The 19,839-nt window shown below is 58.5% G+C and carries 20 protein-coding genes; 7 read left to right on the top strand and 13 right to left on the bottom strand.

Features of this window, described 5'->3' with window-relative positions; translation table 11 throughout:
- The first annotated feature begins 20 nt into the window (after positions 1 to 20).
- The 7 genes from ACR3E2_RS10455 (at position 21) to ACR3E2_RS10485 (ending at position 7,047) form a co-directional block, all read left to right on the top strand.
- Entirely contained in the window at positions 21 to 1,577 is a 1,557-nt protein-coding gene (locus ACR3E2_RS10455) for a putative bifunctional diguanylate cyclase/phosphodiesterase (protein ID WP_480484756.1), read from the top strand.
- 126 nt (positions 1,578 to 1,703) lie between these two features.
- The gene (gene yidC, locus ACR3E2_RS10460) at positions 1,704 to 3,533 is read left to right on the top strand and encodes a membrane protein insertase YidC (RefSeq protein ID WP_480484757.1); all 1,830 of its coding nucleotides are present in this window, start codon (positions 1,704 to 1,706) and stop codon (positions 3,531 to 3,533) included.
- The gene (locus ACR3E2_RS10465; protein WP_480484758.1) at positions 3,530 to 4,267 is read left to right on the top strand and encodes an MOSC domain-containing protein; all 738 of its coding nucleotides are present in this window, start codon (positions 3,530 to 3,532) and stop codon (positions 4,265 to 4,267) included. Before yidC ends, ACR3E2_RS10465 begins: the two co-directional genes overlap by 4 nt.
- A complete protein-coding gene (gene yihA / locus ACR3E2_RS10470) occupies positions 4,264 to 4,917 on the top strand; it encodes a ribosome biogenesis GTP-binding protein YihA/YsxC (RefSeq protein WP_480484759.1) in 654 nt (217 codons plus the stop codon). Before ACR3E2_RS10465 ends, yihA begins: the two co-directional genes overlap by 4 nt.
- Positions 4,918 to 4,977: 60 nt before the next feature.
- Positions 4,978 to 5,841 carry an acetylglutamate kinase gene (gene argB, locus ACR3E2_RS10475; RefSeq protein ID WP_209505885.1) on the top strand — a complete coding sequence of 288 codons (864 nt, stop codon included), beginning with the start codon at positions 4,978 to 4,980 and terminating at the stop codon, positions 5,839 to 5,841.
- Positions 5,842 to 5,863: 22 nt separating this feature from the next.
- Positions 5,864 to 6,550 carry a ferredoxin gene (locus tag ACR3E2_RS10480; protein ID WP_480484760.1) on the top strand — a complete coding sequence of 229 codons (687 nt, stop codon included), beginning with the start codon at positions 5,864 to 5,866 and terminating at the stop codon, positions 6,548 to 6,550.
- Positions 6,547 to 7,047, top strand: coding sequence for a SixA phosphatase family protein (locus ACR3E2_RS10485; RefSeq protein WP_480484761.1), 501 nt, complete (start codon positions 6,547 to 6,549; stop codon positions 7,045 to 7,047). Before ACR3E2_RS10480 ends, ACR3E2_RS10485 begins: the two co-directional genes overlap by 4 nt.
- 44 nt (positions 7,048 to 7,091) lie before the next feature.
- Here the strand turns inward: ACR3E2_RS10485 and ACR3E2_RS10490 are convergent, their stop codons facing one another.
- The 13 genes from ACR3E2_RS10490 to rpsK all read right to left on the bottom strand — a co-directional run bounded on the left by ACR3E2_RS10490 (position 7,092) and on the right by rpsK (position 19,830).
- A complete protein-coding gene (locus ACR3E2_RS10490) occupies positions 7,092 to 7,883 on the bottom strand; it encodes an amino acid ABC transporter ATP-binding protein (RefSeq protein ID WP_480484762.1) in 792 nt (263 codons plus the stop codon).
- Positions 7,884 to 7,895: 12 nt separating this feature from the next.
- Entirely contained in the window at positions 7,896 to 9,200 is a 1,305-nt protein-coding gene (locus tag ACR3E2_RS10495) for an amino acid ABC transporter permease (protein ID WP_480484763.1), read from the bottom strand.
- A gap of 1 nt (position 9,201) precedes the next feature.
- A complete protein-coding gene (locus ACR3E2_RS10500) occupies positions 9,202 to 10,470 on the bottom strand; it encodes an amino acid ABC transporter permease (RefSeq protein ID WP_480474035.1) in 1,269 nt (422 codons plus the stop codon).
- Positions 10,471 to 10,598: 128 nt separating this feature from the next.
- A complete protein-coding gene (locus ACR3E2_RS10505) occupies positions 10,599 to 11,615 on the bottom strand; it encodes an amino acid ABC transporter substrate-binding protein (protein WP_480474036.1) in 1,017 nt (338 codons plus the stop codon).
- A 205-nt stretch (positions 11,616 to 11,820) separates the two neighbouring features.
- The gene (locus tag ACR3E2_RS10510) at positions 11,821 to 12,528 is read right to left on the bottom strand and encodes an ATP12 family chaperone protein (protein ID WP_480484764.1); all 708 of its coding nucleotides are present in this window, start codon (positions 12,526 to 12,528) and stop codon (positions 11,821 to 11,823) included.
- 3 nt (positions 12,529 to 12,531) lie between these two features.
- Positions 12,532 to 13,203, bottom strand: a complete 672-nt coding sequence (locus tag ACR3E2_RS10515) for an HAD-IA family hydrolase (protein ID WP_480484765.1) — start codon at positions 13,201 to 13,203, stop codon at positions 12,532 to 12,534.
- Positions 13,200 to 14,243 carry an RluA family pseudouridine synthase gene (locus ACR3E2_RS10520; RefSeq protein WP_209505873.1) on the bottom strand — a complete coding sequence of 348 codons (1,044 nt, stop codon included), beginning with the start codon at positions 14,241 to 14,243 and terminating at the stop codon, positions 13,200 to 13,202. Before ACR3E2_RS10520 ends, ACR3E2_RS10515 begins: the two co-directional genes overlap by 4 nt.
- A 186-nt stretch (positions 14,244 to 14,429) precedes the next feature.
- The gene (locus ACR3E2_RS10525) at positions 14,430 to 15,740 is read right to left on the bottom strand and encodes a replication-associated recombination protein A (RefSeq protein ID WP_480484766.1); all 1,311 of its coding nucleotides are present in this window, start codon (positions 15,738 to 15,740) and stop codon (positions 14,430 to 14,432) included.
- A 3-nt stretch (positions 15,741 to 15,743) separates the two neighbouring features.
- Positions 15,744 to 17,129, bottom strand: coding sequence for a trypsin-like peptidase domain-containing protein (locus tag ACR3E2_RS10530; protein WP_480484767.1), 1,386 nt, complete (start codon positions 17,127 to 17,129; stop codon positions 15,744 to 15,746).
- Between the two features lie 65 nt (positions 17,130 to 17,194).
- Positions 17,195 to 17,602, bottom strand: coding sequence for a hypothetical protein (locus ACR3E2_RS10535; protein ID WP_480484768.1), 408 nt, complete (start codon positions 17,600 to 17,602; stop codon positions 17,195 to 17,197).
- A 109-nt stretch (positions 17,603 to 17,711) separates the two neighbouring features.
- Positions 17,712 to 18,134, bottom strand: a complete 423-nt coding sequence (gene rplQ, locus ACR3E2_RS10540) for a 50S ribosomal protein L17 (protein ID WP_480474043.1) — start codon at positions 18,132 to 18,134, stop codon at positions 17,712 to 17,714.
- 175 nt (positions 18,135 to 18,309) lie between these two features.
- Positions 18,310 to 19,326, bottom strand: coding sequence for a DNA-directed RNA polymerase subunit alpha (locus tag ACR3E2_RS10545; RefSeq protein WP_480484769.1), 1,017 nt, complete (start codon positions 19,324 to 19,326; stop codon positions 18,310 to 18,312).
- Between the two features lie 114 nt (positions 19,327 to 19,440).
- Positions 19,441 to 19,830 carry a 30S ribosomal protein S11 gene (gene rpsK, locus ACR3E2_RS10550; protein WP_170462414.1) on the bottom strand — a complete coding sequence of 130 codons (390 nt, stop codon included), beginning with the start codon at positions 19,828 to 19,830 and terminating at the stop codon, positions 19,441 to 19,443.
- Between the last annotated feature and the right edge of the window lie 9 nt (positions 19,831 to 19,839).

Below are 19,839 nucleotides of genomic sequence, written 5' to 3' on the forward strand. Positions count from 1 at the left end.
GGCTTTGCCTTGTGCAGATCATGCCCAAGGCCAGAAAGCTGATGCGGAACCATCCCCTTACCGACCGTTTTGTCCATTCGTTGAAAACCGTTCTGGGCGGCCCAGCCGCGCTGGCCTTTGTTCCGGCGCTTTGTCTGAGTGCATTCTGGATTGGGGGTGAACAGGCCCTGGTTGCACTGGCCCTGATTTTGCCTCTGATCGTCGCAGGCATCAATGCGTTCGCAGCCAATCCGTCGCGTAAGGGGCTTTGGCGTCCAGGCGGTCTGCTGTCAAAGGACCAGTTTGAAACAGTTTTGGAGAAGGTATTTGCCGACGCCCGCCTGAAGGGGGAAAACTCGGCCTGTTTCGCGGTGGTTCTGGATGACTTTACGCAATTGCTTGATCTGCACGGACAGGCGGCGGCAAACCACGTTGCACAGCAATTCTGCTCGCGCGTTTTGTCCATGATCCGCTCAAATGATTGCGCAACCCGGATGGGTGGAAACAGGATGATGGTTGTTCTGCACCCGGCACGGCAACTGGATTTGGAAGCTTGTATTCAGATGTCGGGCCGTATGCAAAACGCCGTAGAAGATCCCATCATGCTGAATGGTACCGGCGTGTATATGTCCTGTTCCATCGGCTTTTGCCTGAGCAGCAATATCACTGACGGCTCTGCAATCGATTGGCAGGAGGCCGCAAATAACGCCCTTTTGGAGGCACAACAAAACGGGCCATCCACGATTCGCGCTTTTTCCTCTCAGACGCGCAGACGGGCACAGGTCAGGATCAACTTGCGCAAAGAATTCGAAGCGGCGCTGGACAGCGGTGAGATCCGTCCATGGTTTCAACCCCAGATCTCAACCGATACCGGGCGTATCAGCGGGTTTGAAGCTCTGGCCCGCTGGGAACATCCGAAAAAAGGGGTTCTTGCCCCCAATGTGTTCCTGCCCTTTGCCGAACAGGCCGAACTGATGGACCGGTTGGGTCAGGCCATGCGGCATCATTCCTTTTCCGCAATGCGCGACTGGGATCGGTCCATGCTGTCGGTGCCGCGCATCGGGATCAACTTTTCATCTGACGAACTGCGCAATCCGGGCCTGATCGACCGTCTGAAATGGGAACTGGATCAATTCGATCTGACCCCTGACAGGTTGGCGGTCGAGGTGTTGGAGACCGTGTTCTCCAGACGGCCCGACGATGTCATAACCCGCAACGTCACCGGGCTTGCCGCAATGGGGTGCTGTATTGATCTGGACGATTTCGGGACAGGACATGCCTCGATCGGTTCTATCAAACGGTTCAACGTATCGCGCATCAAGATCGACAGGTCTTTTGTTGCCAAAGCGGATCTGGACCCAAGCCAGCAACAGCTTGCCAGCGCCATTCTGATGATGGCAGAACGTTTGCATCTGGAAACTCTGGCCGAAGGTGTCGAAACGCCGGGTGAGCACGCTTTGATGGCCCAACTGGGTTGCGATCATGTTCAGGGATTTGGCATCGGCAAGCCCATGCCATTCGAAAAAACCAAGGATTGGATCACGTCTTACCGCAACAAGGTCGACGGTGTTCCCAAAATCGGGCGGAAAACGCGGTAGGGAACCGTAAATCGCGGTAAAGAAGACCCCTCCGTGACGAAATGACGGGCGATTCCGCTTGACCTTTGGGTCTGCACTCTGTTGAACCCTGCGGGTGTCTTTCACTGCTCAAGGTGGCTGTCCCCGATGGACGATCAGAACAAGAACCTTATCCTCGCAACCGCGCTCAGCTTTATCGTGATCCTGGTCTGGTTCGTGCTGTTCCCCCCTCCGGAACAGACGACAACCCCGGATCAGGCTGAAGTAACCAGCGTCGAAGGCAGTGAGGTTCAGACGCCCAGTGCGGCCGACACCAGTACTGTCGGAGAGGCAACTGCGGCAGCTGCCGAAGCTGAACCCGAGGCCGAAGCGCCCCGCATCAATATCGACACGCCCCGCCTGACCGGTAGCCTGTCGCTTGCTGGCGGTCGGATCGACGAGCTGTCATTGAAAGACTACAAGGTCTCGCTGGCCGAGGATTCTCCGATTGTCGAGTTGTTGTCGCCAGTCGGATCGCAATCCGCCTATTACGCCCTCTATGGCTGGGCTCCTGGCGCGGGCCTGACCGGTGCAGATGTTCCCGGACCAAATACCATCTGGACGCTTGAGCAGGGCGAAACCCTGGGTGTTGACACACCTGTGACGCTGGCCTGGGAAAACGGCAATGGACTGACGTTCCGCCGCACCATCGCGGTTGACGAGAACTACATGTTCACGGTCACGCAATCTGTCGAAAACGCCACCGGGGTTGAAATTGGATTGGCACCTTATGGCATTCTTGCGCGCCACGGCATTGGCGAAGACGGGGACCTGCCGGACCTGAAGAACTTCTTCATTCTGCATGAGGGTGTGATCGGTATGGCCGACGGCACTCTGACCGAAGTGGACTATGGCGACGTTCGTGATTTCGATATCGACCCGGACGAGCGCGCTCAGGCCGAGGTGTTTCAGGTCAAGGAAAACGGCTGGATCGGGTTCACTGATCACTTCTGGATGACCACGCTGATCCCGGAACCCGGTTCTGCGTTCAAGGCGGCTGCCAAATACGACTCGCGTCGCAAGATTTACCAGACAGAAACGGTACTTCCGACGCTGACCGTGGCACCGGGTGCGACCGAGCAGGTGACAACCCAGCTGTTTGCGGGTGCAAAAGAGTGGGAGACCATCCGCGAATACCAGGCTGACGGTGTGCAGAAATTCATCGACAGCATCGACTGGGGCTGGTTCTTCTTCCTGACCAAGCCGATTTTCTGGCTGCTGCACAACATTCATGCACTGATCGGCAATATGGGTTGGTCCATTATCGGCCTGACGCTGATCATCAAGGCAATCCTGTTCCCGCTGGCCTTCAAATCCTACGTCTCGATGGCGAAGATGAAGGAACTGCAGCCGCAGATGGAAGCCCTGAAGGAAGCCGCGGGCGACGATCGTCAGAAGATGCAGCAGGGCATGATGGAGCTGTACAAGAAGGAAAAGGTGAACCCCGCTGCCGGTTGTTTGCCGATCCTGTTACAGATCCCGATCTTCTTTTCACTGTACAAGGTGATCTTCGTCACGATCGAACTGCGTCAGGCACCGTGGTTCGGCCCCTTCCAGGACCTGAGCGCACCTGACCCGACCTCGATCATGAACCTCTTTGGCTTGCTGCCCTGGGCTGGCCCGCAGCCGGACACCCTGATGGCGCTGATCTTTATCGGTATTCTGCCGCTGCTGCTGGGGATCTCGATGTGGCTGCAACAGAAACTGAACCCGGCACCAACCGATGCCACACAAGCGATGATCTTCGCGTGGATGCCGTGGGTCTTCATGTTCATGCTGGGCGGCTTTGCCAGCGGTCTGGTCGTGTACTGGATTGCGAACAACACGATCACATTTACGCAGCAATATCTGATCATGCGCAGTCAGGGCTATACGCCGGACGTGTTCGGAAACATCAAATCCGGATTTAAGCGATTGCCGAACACGGACAAGAAATGAGCGGAACAGTTTCAGGCCTTTGGCGTCACCCGATCAAAAGCCATGGGCGTGAAGCCCTGAGCCAGATTACCCTCAACCCCGGGCAGACCATGCCCGGGGATCGCGTTTGGGCCGTTGCCCATGAAGCGGCCAAGACCGACGGAACGGAATGGGCCCCGTGTGTGAATTTCAGTCGCGGTTCAAAAGCCCCCAAGCTTATGGCGATTTGGGCGAAACTGGACGGCGAGCAGGTCACGTTGCACCACCCGGACCGCCCGAATCTGAGCTTTCATCCTGACACAGAAGAATCGGTTTTCCTGGACTGGGTAAAACCGCTTATGCCCACGGATCGCGCTGCGTCCGCCCGAATTGTCCGGGTGCCCGGGCGCGGCATGACCGATACCGATTTCCCGTCAATCAGCCTGTGCAACATGGCGTCTCATCGCGCTGTTGAACAAAAGCTGGGCCAGTCTTTGTCTGCGGCGCGATGGCGCGGGAACATCTGGTTCGAAGGTCTGCCTGAGTGGGATGAATTCGACTGGCTGGGCCGAGACCTTCGCATTGGCGAAACCGTGCTCCGGGTTCGCGAGCGTATAGTCCGCTGTCTGGCCACCACCGCAAATCCGGAAACCGGCGAACGCGACGCGGATACTCTGGGCGCGCTGAACAGCTGGGATCATCAGGATTTCGGCGTCTATGCCGAGGTTGTTCAGGGTGGTGAAATCCGCCTGAATGATACCCTGGAGGTGTTATGACCACGCTTCCGTTTCCGCTGGCCGAAGAGCCGGATGACTTCGCAAAAGAACGCGGTCGCAAACTGTTTGCCGGCCCGTCTGAATTTGTCAAAGGCGTAGTCGCCATGACGGGCCTGCCCGCTCCTGACCGGCTGGAGGTTTGCTTTGCCGGTCGCTCGAATGTCGGCAAATCCAGCCTGATCAATGCGCTAACCGGAACAAAGGGTCTGGCGCGTGCCTCGAACACACCTGGCCGCACGCAAGAAATCAACTTTTTCACGCAAGGCCCGGACCTCTATCTGGTGGACCTGCCGGGCTATGGGTATGCCAATGCACCGGTTAACGTGGTTGAAAAATGGCAGAAGCTTCTCAAGCAATACCTGAGCGGCCGTCAGACACTGCGCCGTGCCTTTGTCCTGATCGATGCGCGCCACGGGGTAAAACCGGTCGACACTGAAATCATGAAGTTGCTGGATACCAGTGCCGTGACCTTTCAATGCGTTCTCACCAAGGCCGACAAGGTCAAGGCCAACGAGCGCGAGAGGGTTCTGGAACAAACCCGTGCGGCTTTGTCCAAACATCCTGCCGCATTCCCGGAAATCGTCCTGACTTCGTCCGAAAAAGGCGACGGGATTCCGACCCTGCGCTCGATCATTGCACATCTGGAATAGCTTCGCCCTTGGCAGCGCGGTGCAAAGGCCCTAACACGGACGGTCAGAGGGACCTTAGCAATGAAGACACGTGACATGAACCGGGACTGGATCGCCACCGCAGCAACCCTGAACAGCGCATTGCCCTATCTACAACGCTATGATGGGGCCATCGTCGTCATCAAGCTGGGCGGGCATGCCATGGGCAGTGACGAGGCTATGGAGAGCTTTGCGCGCGATGTCGTCTTGATGCGTCAGGTGGGCGTGAACCCGGTTGTTGTGCATGGTGGTGGTCCAATGATCAACGCAATGCTGGACAAGCTGGATATCAAGTCCGACTTTGTGAACGGCAAGCGCGTGACCGACACGGCAACCGTCGAGGTGGTCGAGATGGTTCTGTCTGGCTTGGTGAACAAGCGCATCGTTCAGGCAATCAATGGTCAGGGTGGTTCGGCCGTGGGTTTGTCGGGCAAAGATGCAAACCTGATGATCTGTGACCAGACGGATGCGTCGCTGGGTTATGTCGGCACCCCTTCCGAGATGAACCCGAAAATCCTGCATGATCTGTTCTCACATGATGTGATCCCGGTTATCGCCCCTCTGGGCGCGGGCCGTGAGGGCGAAACGTTCAACGTGAACGGCGATACGGCGGCCGGGGCGATAGCCTCGGCACTAAAAGCAGACCGCCTTCTGCTGCTGACAGATGTCTCGGGCGTCAAGAACGCGGCAGGCGATGTGGTGACTGAGCTGAAAGCCGGCCAGATTCGCGAGATGACCCGCGAAGGCACCATCGCAGGTGGCATGATCCCCAAGACCGAAACTGCCCTCGATGCCCTGCACAGCGGCGTTCGGGCCGTCGTGATACTTGACGGGCGCGCGCCCAATGCGGTTTTGCTTGAACTGTTCACGGAACATGGCGCCGGGTCGCTGATACGGCCAGACTGATCGCAGCAAAAGCCGAGGGAAGATGACAGACCTTGCGCAACCTTCCTCTGTTCCAGATGCGGAAATCTATGGCCGCGTAGAACATGCGGCGCGTCAGGCGGGGTTGATTGTCATGGGCGCGCTGCATCCTCATCGCGTGGCGGCCCGGCAACTTGACACTGGCACGTTGATCTTGCTGGGCGCGGGTCCTGATTTCTGGTCTGCTCTGAAAGCCTCGCCTGAATGGCGGGGGCCTGATCCAGTAGACCGCTGGTCAACCAGAATCGTCGGCCAGATGGCACGTGCGTTCGGTGCACAGGCCTATTTCCCCTTTGGTGGTCCACCCTATGCGCCTTTCATCGACTGGGCCCTGAAATCGGGACGCACCTTCAGCAGCCCGGTGGGGGCTTTGGTACATGACACGGTCGGCATGATGATCTCATATCGCGGCGCACTGCATTTCGCCCATGAGTTTGCCATCCCTGAGGCGTCTGGCGTTTCCCCCTGTGACACCTGTGCCGCCCCGTGCACGACGGCCTGCCCTGTCGGCGCGCTGAACGCGCAAAACTTCTATGACCTTGCAGCCTGCCACGACCATCTTGATACCGCTGAGGGTCAAACCTGCATGACAGGCGGCTGTCTGGCCCGCCTCGCCTGCCCGCTCAGCGCGGGCGCAGGGCGCGACCCCGAACAATCAGCCCATCATATGAGGGCTTTTCACCCGTCATGACCCGCACTCTGATCCTGACACGTCACGCCAAATCCAGCTGGGATAACCCAGGACTTGGCGATCATGAACGCCCCCTGAACAAGCGTGGGCGCAGGTCTGCCCCCGCCATTGGTGCATGGCTGCGCGATAACGGCTGGCTGCCGGAAGAAGTGCTAAGCTCGACGTCAACCCGCACCCGCGAGACATGGGCCCGGATGGGGTTAAAGGCCGATAAGGTCCGCTTTCACAAATCGCTCTACCACGACGCCGATGCCGAAGACATGTTGCGCGAGTTAGCAGGTGCCACGGAACCGACTGTGTTGATGCTGGGCCATAACCCCGGAATCGCCGAATTCGCCAACCGCCTTGTGCAACGGCCGCCGGATCACATGCGCTTTTTCGACTATCCGACTTGTGCAACCACTGTGATGAAATTCGACGCCGACAGCTGGTCAGACGTGCGCTGGCATATGGGCGCGGTGCTGGGCTTCACCACTGCGCGTGAGTTGCTGGAATAGAAAAAGGCGGGGCAAAACCCCGCCTTTCCACTATCTTGAAACGTTCAGTGTCCCAGAATCTGGCTGAGGAACAGCTTGGTCCGCTCGCTTTGCGGGTTGTTGAAGAACTCTTCAGGTTCGTTCTGTTCCACGATCTGACCGGCATCCATAAAGATCACGCGGTTGGCGACCTGACGGGCAAAGCCCATCTCGTGGGTCACACAGAGCATGGTCATGCCTTCTTCGGCCAGTTCGATCATGGTGTCGAGCACCTCTTTGATCATCTCGGGGTCCAACGCTGATGTCGGTTCATCGAACAACATGATCCGCGGCATCATGCACAGCGAGCGGGCGATCGCCACACGCTGCTGCTGACCACCCGAAAGCTGACCAGGATACTTGTCGGCCTGCTCGGGGATTTTCACCTTTTCAAGGAAATGCATCGCGCGCTCTTCGGCCTCTTTCTTAGGCGTCTTGCGCACCCAGATCGGGGCCAGCGTGCAGTTCTCCAAAATGGTCAGGTGCGGGAACAGGTTGAAGTGCTGGAACACCATGCCAACCTCGGACCGGATCTTGTCGATGTTCTTGAGGTCATTCGACAGCTCGGTCCCATCCACGATGATCGTGCCCTGCTGGTGTTCCTCCAGCGCGTTCAGGCAGCGGATCAGGGTAGATTTCCCTGACCCGGACGGACCCGCAATAACAATCCGCTCGCCCTGATTGACGGTCAGATTGATGTCGCGCAGCACGTGAAAGGAACCGTACCACTTGTTCATGTTGGTGATTTCGATGGCGACCTCGTCGCTCACCTGCATTTTGGAACGGTCGATTTCGCGGTCAATTGCAAGTTCAGACATGTGTTGAACTCCTTAACGGTGGCCAGTCTGAAGCTTGCGCTCCAGATACATGGAATAACGGGACATAGAGAAGCAGACGATGAAGAACAGGAACGCGATGAACGCGAACAGTTCCCAATAGATGCCGTTCCAGGCTGTGTCGGCGCGGATAGCAGATGCCAATCCGATCACGTCGAACAACCCGATAATCGACACCAGCGTCGTATCCTTGAAGATCCCGATGAATGTGCTCACGATGCCCGGAATTGAGATTTTCAGGGCTTGCGGCATGATGATCAGCCTCTGCGCCTGCCAGTAGTTCAGGCCCAGACTGTCGGCGCCTTCGTACTGTCCTCGTGGCAGGGCAGCCAGACCACCCCGGATCACCTCGGCCATGTAGGCCGCCGAGAACAGGGTCATCATGATCATCACCCGCAAGATGATGTCAAAGTTGGTGCCTGGCGGCAGGAACAGGTTCAGAAGCAGCGACGCCACGAACAACAAGGTGATCAGCGGCACACCGCGAATGAACTCGATAAAGCCCACGCACAGGTATTTGACGATTAGCAGGTCCGACTGACGCCCCAGCGCCAGAACGATACCGATCGGAAGTGAGACACCAATGGCCACAACGCCCAGCAGGATCGCCAGCATGAAACCACCGAACTGACGGCTTTCAACAGCTTCGATGCCAATCGGCAGAACCGAGTCCAACGCGCCCGTGAAATAGCTGGACAGCACCAGCCACCAGATCACTGCGGCAACGACCGCACCGATCATACCCACCAGTTCACTCACCTGCTTGCTGAGGACCGAATACACGAACCAACCGACGACAAACCCAAGCGCGGCCGAGATTGGCCCCCAGATGGTTCCGCCCCACATCAGGAACGGCATCAGGAACGGGTAGATTGCCGTGAAGATCAGCATCTTGGTTGGGACGCGGTCCGAATACAGAACCGGCGCCAATGCGACCAGCAACAGAACCAGCGCAAGGATCGGTCTCCAGTACAGATGGCTTGGATAGAAGCCGAACAGCAACTGTAACCATCGGTCATTGATAACCGCCCAGCAGGCGTGCCCATGGGTCGACCCCCAGGTGGCCATCATGATCTCGCGGCACTCGTTGAGAGAGTCGGCATTCCACACGGACTGGAAAATCCATGGCAGAACACCTGACAGCACGTAGTAGATCGCATAAAGCGAAACCACCGTCAGGATCGTGTTAAACCAACTTGAGAACAGGTTGTGCTTGACCCATCCCAGCGCACCGACCTCGGAAGCAGGCGGTGCCTGCTCGGGCAGCATTTCCGTGCGGACAAATGAAACATCACTCATATTACCGCTCCACCAGTTTTACACGGTTGTTGTACCAGTTCATCACCCCTGAGATGCTCAGCGAGATGGACAGATAGACCAGCATCAACAGCAGAACACATTCCAGCTCGCGACCGGTCTGGTTCATGGTGATGCCGCCAAGGGTCCCCGTGATGTCCATATATCCGACCGCGATCGCCAGTGACGAGTTCTTGGTCAGGTTCAGGTAGTTCGAGATCATGGGCGGAATGATCACCCGCAATGCCTGCGGCAGGATCACAAGGCGCATGGTCCGGCCCGGGCGCAGACCCAGCGCCGATGCGGCTTCGGTTTGGCCTTTTGAGATGGCCAGGATACCCGCACGAACGATCTCGGCGATGAAGGCCGCCGTGTAAAGCGACAAGGCCAGCCACAGCGCGATCAACGAGTTACGCAAATGTGTGCCGCCGGTAAAGTTGAAGCCTTTCAGCTCAGGGAAACCAAGGTGAAACCCCAGGATGGTGAGAAGGACAATCATCGGCACAAACAGAATACCCAGTTGGATGTGCCAGATAGTCGGACGATCACCGGATGCCTCTTGCTTGGCTTGTGCCCAGGCGGACACCTTGCGCATCGCAAAGATGCTGCCACCAAGCACGATCAGAATGGCGATCAGGTCCAGCGAGATATCGAACCGCAGGCTCGACGCACCGAAGATGTGTATATCACCCAGGCTGCGCGAGAACAGGAACTCCGGGATATAGACCCCGCGATTGGTCACCGCGACAGAATCGAACAGATTCATCGTGGCTTCTGGGTTTTCTCCGCGGAACGCCCTTGGTGCTGGCAGGCTTTCGATCAGAATGGCCATGGCCAGAACGATCCACAGCAGCACAGGTACGTTGCGGAACATCTCGACATAGACGGTCATGATCCGCGCAACCAGCCAGTTGTTGGACAGGCGCAGAACACCAACCAAAACACCGACTATCGTTGCTGTGATACAACCAAGAACCGCCACAACCAGCGTGTTCAGCAAGCCGATAAAGGCCGCGCGCAAGTGACTGTCGCGCGAATCGTATTCAAGCAAGCGCTGGTTGATATCGTAACTGGCCGGTTCTGCGAAAAAGCCGAACTCAACCGGTTTTCCAAGCGCTTCGAGGTTTTGGATGGTATTGGAGATGATCCAGGCTGCCAGAAGCATAAAACCAATCATTGCAATGACCTGGATGGTCGCAGATCGGTACCGCGTATCATAAAGGAGCATGGACAGCCGGAACTGCTCCTTCGGCGGGTCAGTGAGAGTCGTCATGACCTATGTATATCCCCGTGCATCCCGTAAATATGTCGGCAGAGTTGATCCCTGCTCAAAACCGTACGGGCGTGATTCTTATGGATGGAAAAAGGGCGCAGGTTGCCCTGCGCCCTTCTCCGTCGATATTAGCGGAACGGCGGCGAGTACAGCAGGCCGCCTTCGGTCCACTGTGCGTTCAGGCCGCGTGCCAGACCAATCGGGGTTTCTTCACCGATGTTCTTGGCAAACACTTCGCCATAGTTGCCGCCGGCTTTGATCGCCTTGGCTGCCCAGTCAGCGTTCAGACCCAGCATCTCGCCCAGGGTGCCTTCGGTACCCAGCAGGCGGTTGATTTCGGGGTTTTCGGTGCCAGCGGCCAGTTCATCGATATTGGCCGAGGTTACGCCCAGTTCTTCAGCCGAGATCAGCGCGTTCAGAGTCCAGCGCACAACGTCGCCCCACTCGTGGTCGCCGTGACGGACCAGCGGGCCCAGCGGCTCTTTCGAGATGATTTCAGGCAGCAGGATGTGATCACCGGGGTTTTCGAATGTGGCGCGGGTTGCCGCCAGACCCGAAGCGTCGGTGGTGTAAACGTCACATGCGCCAGCCAGGTACTGCTGCTGTGCTTCGGCGTTGGTTTCGATCGGAACCGGTTCGTAGCTGATGTTGTTCGAACGGAAGAAGTCCGCCAGGTTCAGCTCGGTTGTGGTGCCGGTCTGGATACAAACGGTTGCGCCGTCCAGTTCCTTGGCCGAGCTTACGCCCAGTGCCTTGGGAACCATAAAGCCCTGACCGTCATAGTAGTTCACACCGGTGAATTCGAACTTCAGGTCGACGTCGCGGCTGAAGGTCCAGGTGGTGTTCCGCGCCAGCATGTCGATCTCGCCCGAGGCCAGAGCGGTAAAACGTGTCTTACCGGTGGTCGGAACGAATTCTACCGCGCTTGCATCGCCCAGAACAGCAGCAGCAACGGCACGGCACAGAGATACGTCAAAGCCCTGCCATTCGCCATTGGCGTCAGGAGCAGCAAAGCCAACCAGACCGGTGGTCACACCACAGTTCAGCTTGCCGCGCGCTTTAACGTCGTCAACGGTCCCTGCCACGGCTGCGCCAGCAGCAAGACCGGCAATCGTTGCCGCGCCCAAGATTACGGATTTTTTCATTTTTACCTCTTCCTGATTTCCCGCCCCATCAGAGGCGGCTCTGCCCGGCAAGTGGATGCCGGATAGGTTACTCCAAAGGTGTCTCCCCTTTAGTGGCACTGAGTTTGGGCGTATTCATAAACAAACGTCAAGGGTCGGATCATCGAAAACGATGGATCAGACCCCAACCAATTTGAACATTTGGCCAAAAATCGGAAAATAAGGATCAAACCGACATATCAAAGAAGCGTTTAGCATGCAGAAATGCGGCTTTCTTCGTTTCGGCAACCGCATGGGCCTCGTCATCGTGACCCCATTGTTCGATCTGCCAGGTTTCGTCCAGCCTCGAAATGCGCCATATTTCGGCCGGTTCGCGCCAATCCATGGCCGCCGCAAACCCGAGAATCAATGACCCTGACAAGCTGACCAGATCGTGGAACGCCGCCAGTTGAAACGCATCCAGCGCATGGACGCGAGCACGCAGCGCCGACAGGGCAGCGGCAGATTGCGGCTTGTGCAACACACCTATAACCGGCTGCAAGCGAGCAGACAGCGCAGCCTCGGCCCAGTCCAGTGCCGGATCCCATTCGGCGCTTTGACGTTCCTGCAACTCTGTTGGATGTGTCGCTCGATAGCACAGCAGATCAGAATCGCCGTAATCCGCAAGCATATCGGCAACTTCCCCGTGCTGGGACCGAACCTTGTCGATTGCCGCATTCGCCGAACGGGTGCATGGCATCGTCGACGGATCTACCTCTTTCTGCTGGGCATCCCATTCTGACGCAACCGCTTCGGCCATGGCGCGGGTCGGCAGGATCAACGCCGCTTTGGCAGGGGTCTTGACGCGGCGGCCATCCAGTTCAACCGTAAACCCGCCGTCGACCTCGGTAATCCGGCTTTCTTTCCAGAAGCGTTTCGGTTTCCAGTCACTCATGTTTCAGTTCCATATCCCGGCCAGCGCAGTGGGCAACTGGTCAAAGGTCTCAATCACGCAGAAGGCCGAGGTCAAAGCAGACCGATCATGGTACCCCCATGCCACGCCGATGCCGCGCACCCCGGCAGCGGCAGCCATGTCCATGTCATAGCTTGTATCGCCGACCATCACCGCGCAGTCGGATTCGACACCGGTCTCGGCCAACGCGGCCTGCACCATGGAAGGATGCGGTTTCGACGGATGGTGGTCGGCGACCTGCCGGGTGACGAAGTAGCGCTCAAGCCCATGCACTTCGATCAACGCATCAAGTCCGCGCTGGGATTTGCCGGTTGCCACCCCAAGAAGCACTTCGGGCACGGCGTGCAAAGCTTCAATCGCCTCTCTCGCACCGGGATAGAGCGGAGAGCTGGCCGCGCCCAAATCCAAGCCATGCGCATGATAAGCTTCCTTGTACCCTTCAACTAGATCGTTCTGGACCGAGGAAGGTTGGTCCGGCACCAACCGTGCGATTGCATGTGGCAGGGACAGCCCGACAATGGACAGGATCACCTCTCGCGTCGGTACAGGGACCGAAGCGGCCTGAAAGCTGGTGGTCATGGCGTGAACGATACTGCCCTGACTGTCGACCAGAGTGCCATCGACATCAAACAAAACCAGCCGCAGCGGTGCGCTCATTGCAGCGCCTCAAACGGGTCGTCGGCGGCCAGATCCTCGGTCCAGCCGAAGGTGTCCCAGCTGTGTTTCATATGTTCCGGCAAGGGCGCAGTCACCGTTACCGGTTTGCGCGTTATCGGATGCAGGAATGACAGTCGCCGCGCGTGCAGATGCAGCTTTTTGCTGATGATCCCACCCAGTTGCGCGCCCCAGCCATCACCCAGGTTTTCCTGCCCCGAGCCACCATATTTGCCGTCGCCGATGATCGGATGACCGATCGCTGCCATATGCGCGCGCAGTTGGTGGGTGCGGCCCGTGATTGGCTCCATCGCCACCCAAGCGGCGCGCCCGGCCACCCGGTAGAGGGTCGCATAATGTGTATGTGCCCGTTTCGCACCGGGGGTGCTGTCGATCTCGTTCATATGGACGGGGATCATCTTTTCACCCTCGCCGTGGGCGCCATGACCAGCTGCTTTCACAAGACCCGTCTTGATTTCACCCAGATATGGCGTGGGAACACCTGCAACCAGCGCCCAGTAAATCTTGCGCGTGTCGCGGTGGCGGAAAGCGGCTGTCAGCCCCTTTGCGGCTTCGCGCGTGCGGGCCAGCAGCAGAACTCCTGACGTGTCCTTGTCCAGGCGATGAACCAGACGCGGGTTTTCGTCATACCCAAACCGCAACGCCTCGGACAGGCTGTCGACATGCCGGGTCTGCCCGCTGCCGCCCTGTACCGGCAGGCCCTGCGGTTTGTTCAGGGCCAGAATGTGATCATCACGGTAGATCACGCAGGACTGGATCATCTTGGCATCCGCATCCGAGATACGATGCTTGACCTCAACCGGTTTGTGATCAGGCCCCGGCAACGGCGGCACACGAACCACCTGACCGACCTCCAATCGGGTCGAGGCCTTGGCCCGGCTGCCATCCACACGCAGTTCTCCCTTGCGGCACATCTTTTCGATGCGGCCCTGGCTGACATGCGGGAACAGGCGGCGCAACCAGCGGTCCACACGCTGATCGCCGTCCCCTTCAGCGACTGTAATCATCTGTACGCCACTCATGCCATTGCCCCTTGCGCCGCGCGGGTGATCCGCCCGGATTGCGTCTTTGTCCGTGTCCCAGAAATCATGGGGGTCTCTCGCGCGCAACGCGGCAAGAGTCAAGGTATCAGACAGGAACCTTTGGCGTTCGTGGGGGCTCAGCGCCACCCGCCACTTCTCGGCGCGGTCAATACATTCCCAGCCAGCCTAGCTGTTGCGCTGGGTCCGAAGCTTGGCGAAGTAATCGAGGCGCTTTTTCAGCTCACGCTCGAACCCACGCTCGACCGGTTGATACAGAACCGGGCGTTTCATCGTTTCAGGAAAATAGTTCTGACCGGAAAACCCGTCTTCGGCGTCATGGTCATACGCATAGCCAGCACCATATCCCTGATCCTTCATCAGTGATGTGGGGGCATTCAGGATATGTTTGGGTGGTGGCTCGCTGCCTGATTGCTTGGCCAGCCGCATCGCTGCCTTATAGCCGACATAAGCACCGTTGGATTTCGGGGCAAGGGCCAGATAGACCAGCGCCTGCGCCAGCGCCAGCTCACCTTCGGGAGAGCCGAGCCGCTCATACGTTTCCCAGGATTGCAGGCAGATGGCCTGCGCCTGCGGGTCGGCCAGACCGATATCCTCGACCGCCATCCGTGTGATCCGACGCGCCAGATAGCGCGGGTCTTCGCCCCCTGTCAGCATTCGCGCAAACCAGTACAGCGCCGCGTCCGGGTCGGACCCGCGCACCGATTTGTGCAGGGCTGAAATCAGGTTGTAATGTTCATCGCCCGACTTGTCATATTTCGCCGCCCGCCGCATCAGCCGCGTCGACAGCGCGTCCGTGTCCAGTGGCGCATCCACCTTCCAGGCCGAGACCTGTTCGATCAGGTTCAGCAACGCCCGCCCGTCACCATCGGCCATTTCCTGCAACGCATCGCGGGCTGCGGGTGTCAACGGCAGCGCGCGGTCCAGCTCTTTTTCGGCGCGCTGGGTCAGGCGTTCAAGATCGGAAAGGCCAAGCCGTTCCAGCACCAGAACCTGCGACCGGCTGAGAACCGCGGCGTTCAGCTCAAAGGACGGGTTCTCGGTCGTTGCCCCGACCAGAAGGATCGTGCCGTCCTCCATATGCGGCAGAAACCCGTCCTGTTGCGCCTTGTTGAAGCGGTGTATCTCGTCCACGAACAGCAAGGTCCCCTGCCCGTTCTGGCGCCTGATCTTGGCCGCTTCGAAAACCTTCTTCAAATCCGGAACACCGGTGAAAATCGCACTGATCTGAACGAATTGCAGATCGGTTTCCTGCGCCAGCAACCGTGCGATCGTCGTCTTGCCGACACCGGGCGGCCCCCAGAAGATCAGGCTGGACAGACTGCCTGACGCCAGCATGACCCCCAGCGGTGCATCCGGGCCAAGAACCTGTTCCTGACCGATGACCTCGGCCAGTGACTGCGGGCGCAACCGGTCCGCCAGGGGACGGTGTGGCGCAGCGGTGGGTTCCGTTGGCCCGGTATCGAACAGATCGCTCACGGGTTACAGCCGGAACCGCAATGAGACTGACCGGCCACCGCGCAGAAGACCCATCTGCACACGACGACCCGGATCTGTCAGCGCATTCTCCACATCCCCAGGACGTTCGATGTCATTGGAATTGATGCTTTCAAGAATATCCCCCGATCGCAAACCCGCGCGTCCACCATAGGGGCCGGGATCAACAACAACGACACCTGTCTGGGACAGTGGCAAGCCCATATCGGAGATCACCGCAGGATTGACGCGGGACACCACCAGCCCCGGCAGGACAGTGTCTTCATCCAATGTCGTCTTTTCAGCGGCGGGGGTTTCCGGCGCTTTGATCAGTGCCACCTCAACCTCTTCGCTCTGGGTGCCGCGCAGCCGTGTCAGAACCGATGTCCCCCCCACCCCCGCTACGGACATGCGAAACTTCATCTCGGCAGGCGAGTTCACTTCGTCCCCGTCCACATGGGTCACGACGTCCCCCACCTTAAGCCCCGCCTCGCGCAGCGGGCTAAGGTCATGAAGGTCCGAGATGACAACACCCAGCGGGATGGCAAGACCAAGGGATTCAGCAATATCCGCGCTCATATGTTGACCGGTCATGCCTGCCCAGGGGCTGATAAAACTGTCATTGCCCTGCTGGGCCTGTTTCAGAAACTCGGCCACAAGATTTGCGGGGATGGCAAAACCGATGCCATTCGACCCGCCCGAGCGTGTTAGAATAGAGGTGTTGATCCCGATAAGGTCCCCGTTCACATCAATCAGCGCACCGCCGGAATTCCCCGGATTGATCGCTGCATCTGTCTGAATGAAATACCCGCGCGCATTGCCCGTCGCCGTACCTGTACGCGCCAAGCCCGAGATGATGCCAGAGGACACCGTCTGCCCCACCCCGAACGGGTTGCCGATGGCAAGGGCCAGTTCGCCAACCTCGACCTGATCGGAATCGCGCAGGGTCAGGTAGGGCAGATCTTGCGCCTCTTCCAGACGCAGGATCGCAATATCGCTTTCTTCGTGCCCCAGTACGACCGTGGCAGAAAACTCGCGCCGATCGGTTGTCACGACCCTGATCTCGGTCGCCGAGCCTACAACATGGTAGTTGGACACAACGTAACCATCTTCAGACAGGATGACCCCGGAGCCCAGCGAGTTCTGAACCCGCGGCTGCGGCGTTCCCAGGCTGCCGCCAAAGAAATCCCGAAAGAACGGGTCCGAGTAAAACGGGCTGGCCCGCCCCTGCCGCACGATCTTGGCGTAGATATTCACCACCGCAGGCGAGGCCTTTTTGACCACCGGAGCAAAGCCCAGAGAGATTTCGGACTGCGATTGCGGGACGCGGGTTTCGGCAAATGCTGGCAGGGCCATGACAAGCATAAGAGAGATAAAGGATGCGCGGATCATGGGGGCTCCGGATTTGATTATCCTTGGGATATGCGGGGCAAAGGCAATAAATGCAAGCCGCGCGCTCAGCTTCGGCGGCGCAGGAACTTGAGCCCGGACCAATCGGCGTCAACCGCGCAAACCTTCACGTCGACCCAGCCCAGCGGCAGGATTTCACTGCGCAGCATATCCTCGGTCACACCTGCGTGCAGGGGCGAAGATTTCTTGGCCCAGGAGACCCACAGCATTCCTCCGCTCCGTATGTGGGCGATTTGCTCAGCGGCCAATTCGGCGATCTGGTCCGGATGGTTCAGGAACATGTGAACCGCATCCGCAGGATCGGCTGCAGGGTCGAACAGAACACCGTCGGCACCTGCAGTCAGGTTGGGATAATGGGCAGGAGCGTTGAGCGTACGGACCGCATATCCGGGTTTGAAACCCAGTTTCGACCAGAGCGGTTTGCCTGAGTATCCTGCTGCGGGTTCACTTGCCATAACAGCCTGAACTTATGGCGCAAATCGAATGAAGGCAATTGGTTAGCTGAGGCACAAAAAAGCCCGCCCGATTGCTCGGGCAGGCGCATCAGGTCGATGACCGTCGTGCTTATTCTTCGGCTGCGGCCTCTTCGGCGGCAGCGCGGGCTTTGTCCGCGGCGCCTTTGGCATCGATGTCGCGATCGACGAATTCGATGATCGCCATCGGAGCCATGTCACCATAGCGGAATCCGGCTTTCAGGATGCGGACATAACCGCCCTGACGCTCAGCATAGCGGGGGCCCAGAACTTCGAACAGCTTGGCGACGTCTTTGTCTTCTTTCAGCTGAGCTGCGGCCTGACGGCGGGCGTGCAGGTCGCCGCGCTTGCCCAGGGTGATCAGTTTTTCGATGATCGGGCGCAGTTCTTTTGCTTTGGGCAGAGTTGTCTTGATCTGCTCATGTTCGATGAGCGAGCCAGCCATGTTTGCAAACAGAGCCTTGCGGTGCTCATGAGTACGGTTCAGGCGGCGGTAACCACGTGCGTGACGCATTTTTCAATTCCTTCTTTCGCGTTTTGCTTTGTCCGGCCTCCGATGCGTGTCAGAGGCTCACCTTGGGGCGGGATTGCCCGGATTGTACGTTTTGTACCGGCTTTCAGACCCCATTGGTCCGAAATGTACAAAACCTGCGACGGCAGGTTGGCCCCGCCGCCGCAGCCGAAGATGCTTAGAACGCGTCTTCGAATTTCTTTGCCAGATCTTCGATGTTGTCGGGCGGCCAGTCCTCGACATCCATGCCGAGGTGCAGACCCATGCCGGACAGCACTTCCTTGATCTCGTTCAGCGACTTGCGGCCGAAGTTCGGGGTGCGCAGCATCTCGGCTTCGGTCTTCTGGATCAGGTCGCCGATATAGACGATGTTGTCGTTCTTCAGGCAGTTTGCCGAACGGACCGACAGTTCCAGCTCGTCCACTTTCTTGAGCAGCAGCGGGTTGAACTCCAGACCATCGTCTTCGTCCTGACGGTTTGCCGATTCCGGCTCGTCGAAGTTGACGAAGATCGACAGCTGATCCTGCAGGATGCGCGCGGCGTAGGCCAGTGCGTCATCGGGGGTGATCGAACCGTCGGTGTCGATCTTCAGGGTCAGCTTGTCATAGTCCAGAACCTGGCCTTCGCGGGTCGGCTGAACGTCATAGGCGACTTTCTTGACCGGCGAATAGATCGCGTCGATCGGGATCAGGCCGATGGGCGCATCTTCCGGCTTGTTCTTTTCAGCCGAAACGTAACCCTTGCCGGTGTTGACGGTCAGCTCCATGAACAGGTCGGCGCCGTCATCCAGGTGACAGATGACGTGATCGCGGTTCAGAACCTCGATACCTGCGCTTTCGCTGATGTCACCAGCCGTAACGATTGCCGGACCTTTGGCATTGATCGACAGGCGCTTGGGGCCTTCGACTTCCATGCGCAGGGAAACCTGCTTGAGGTTCAGGATGATGTCGGTGACGTCTTCACGCACGCCCGCCACGCTCGAGAACTCGTGCAGGACGTTGTCGATCTGGACGCTGGTGATGGCCGCGCCTTGCAGCGAGCTCATCAAAACGCGACGCAGGGCGTTGCCCAGGGTCAGACCAAAACCACGTTCCAGCGGTTCGGCAACCAGGGTCGCCTGACGCGCAGGGTCGTTGCCCGGCTTGGCTTCCAGCTGGGTCGGCTTGATCAATTCTGCCCAATTCTTGTGGATCATGTAATCCCTCCATTCCTGCCCGCGCCCCATGACCAACAAGGTGCAGACGCCCGAGGTTCAAAATGACGTGCTGGGGCCGTGCAAAAACACAGCCCCAGCTTAATTCCAGATCGCTTAGACGCGACGACGCTTCGGCGGACGGCAGCCGTTGTGAGCAATCGGTGTCACGTCGCGGATCGACGTGATGTTGAAGCCTACGGCAGCCAGTGCGCGCAGAGCCGATTCACGGCCCGAACCGGGGCCCTGAACTTCGACTTCCAGCGTCTTGACGCCATGTTCCTGCGCTTTCTTGCCTGCGTCTTCCGCAGCCATCTGCGCGGCATACGGAGTAGATTTCCGCGATCCCTTGAAGCCCATGGTACCGGCAGACGACCACGAGATGGCGTTGCCCTGTACGTCCGAGATCAGGATCTTGGTGTTGTTGAAGGTCGAGTTCACATGGGCAACGCCCGATGCGATGTTCTTGCGCTCTTTGCGCTTGATGCGAGTCTTATCGCGTGCCATCGGTCAGAC

The organism is Ruegeria sp. AL7 (genome assembly GCF_056536105.1).

Coding starts and splice junctions, on each gene's coding strand:
- ACR3E2_RS10455 (WP_480484756.1), top strand. CDS start 21: ATGCCCAAGGCCAGAAAGCTGATGCGGAACCATCCCCTTACCGACCGT.
- yidC (WP_480484757.1), top strand. CDS start 1,704: ATGGACGATCAGAACAAGAACCTTATCCTCGCAACCGCGCTCAGCTTT.
- ACR3E2_RS10465 (WP_480484758.1), top strand. CDS start 3,530: ATGAGCGGAACAGTTTCAGGCCTTTGGCGTCACCCGATCAAAAGCCAT.
- yihA (WP_480484759.1), top strand. CDS start 4,264: ATGACCACGCTTCCGTTTCCGCTGGCCGAAGAGCCGGATGACTTCGCA.
- argB (WP_209505885.1), top strand. CDS start 4,978: ATGAAGACACGTGACATGAACCGGGACTGGATCGCCACCGCAGCAACC.
- ACR3E2_RS10480 (WP_480484760.1), top strand. CDS start 5,864: ATGACAGACCTTGCGCAACCTTCCTCTGTTCCAGATGCGGAAATCTAT.
- ACR3E2_RS10485 (WP_480484761.1), top strand. CDS start 6,547: ATGACCCGCACTCTGATCCTGACACGTCACGCCAAATCCAGCTGGGAT.
- ACR3E2_RS10490 (WP_480484762.1), bottom strand. CDS start 7,883: ATGTCTGAACTTGCAATTGACCGCGAAATCGACCGTTCCAAAATGCAG.
- ACR3E2_RS10495 (WP_480484763.1), bottom strand. CDS start 9,200: ATGAGTGATGTTTCATTTGTCCGCACGGAAATGCTGCCCGAGCAGGCA.
- ACR3E2_RS10500 (WP_480474035.1), bottom strand. CDS start 10,470: ATGACGACTCTCACTGACCCGCCGAAGGAGCAGTTCCGGCTGTCCATG.
- ACR3E2_RS10505 (WP_480474036.1), bottom strand. CDS start 11,615: ATGAAAAAATCCGTAATCTTGGGCGCGGCAACGATTGCCGGTCTTGCT.
- ACR3E2_RS10510 (WP_480484764.1), bottom strand. CDS start 12,528: ATGAGTGACTGGAAACCGAAACGCTTCTGGAAAGAAAGCCGGATTACC.
- ACR3E2_RS10515 (WP_480484765.1), bottom strand. CDS start 13,203: ATGAGCGCACCGCTGCGGCTGGTTTTGTTTGATGTCGATGGCACTCTG.
- ACR3E2_RS10520 (WP_209505873.1), bottom strand. CDS start 14,243: ATGAGTGGCGTACAGATGATTACAGTCGCTGAAGGGGACGGCGATCAG.
- ACR3E2_RS10530 (WP_480484767.1), bottom strand. CDS start 17,129: ATGATCCGCGCATCCTTTATCTCTCTTATGCTTGTCATGGCCCTGCCA.
- ACR3E2_RS10535 (WP_480484768.1), bottom strand. CDS start 17,602: ATGGCAAGTGAACCCGCAGCAGGATACTCAGGCAAACCGCTCTGGTCG.
- rplQ (WP_480474043.1), bottom strand. CDS start 18,134: ATGCGTCACGCACGTGGTTACCGCCGCCTGAACCGTACTCATGAGCAC.
- ACR3E2_RS10545 (WP_480484769.1), bottom strand. CDS start 19,326: ATGATCCACAAGAATTGGGCAGAATTGATCAAGCCGACCCAGCTGGAA.
- rpsK (WP_170462414.1), bottom strand. CDS start 19,830: ATGGCACGCGATAAGACTCGCATCAAGCGCAAAGAGCGCAAGAACATC.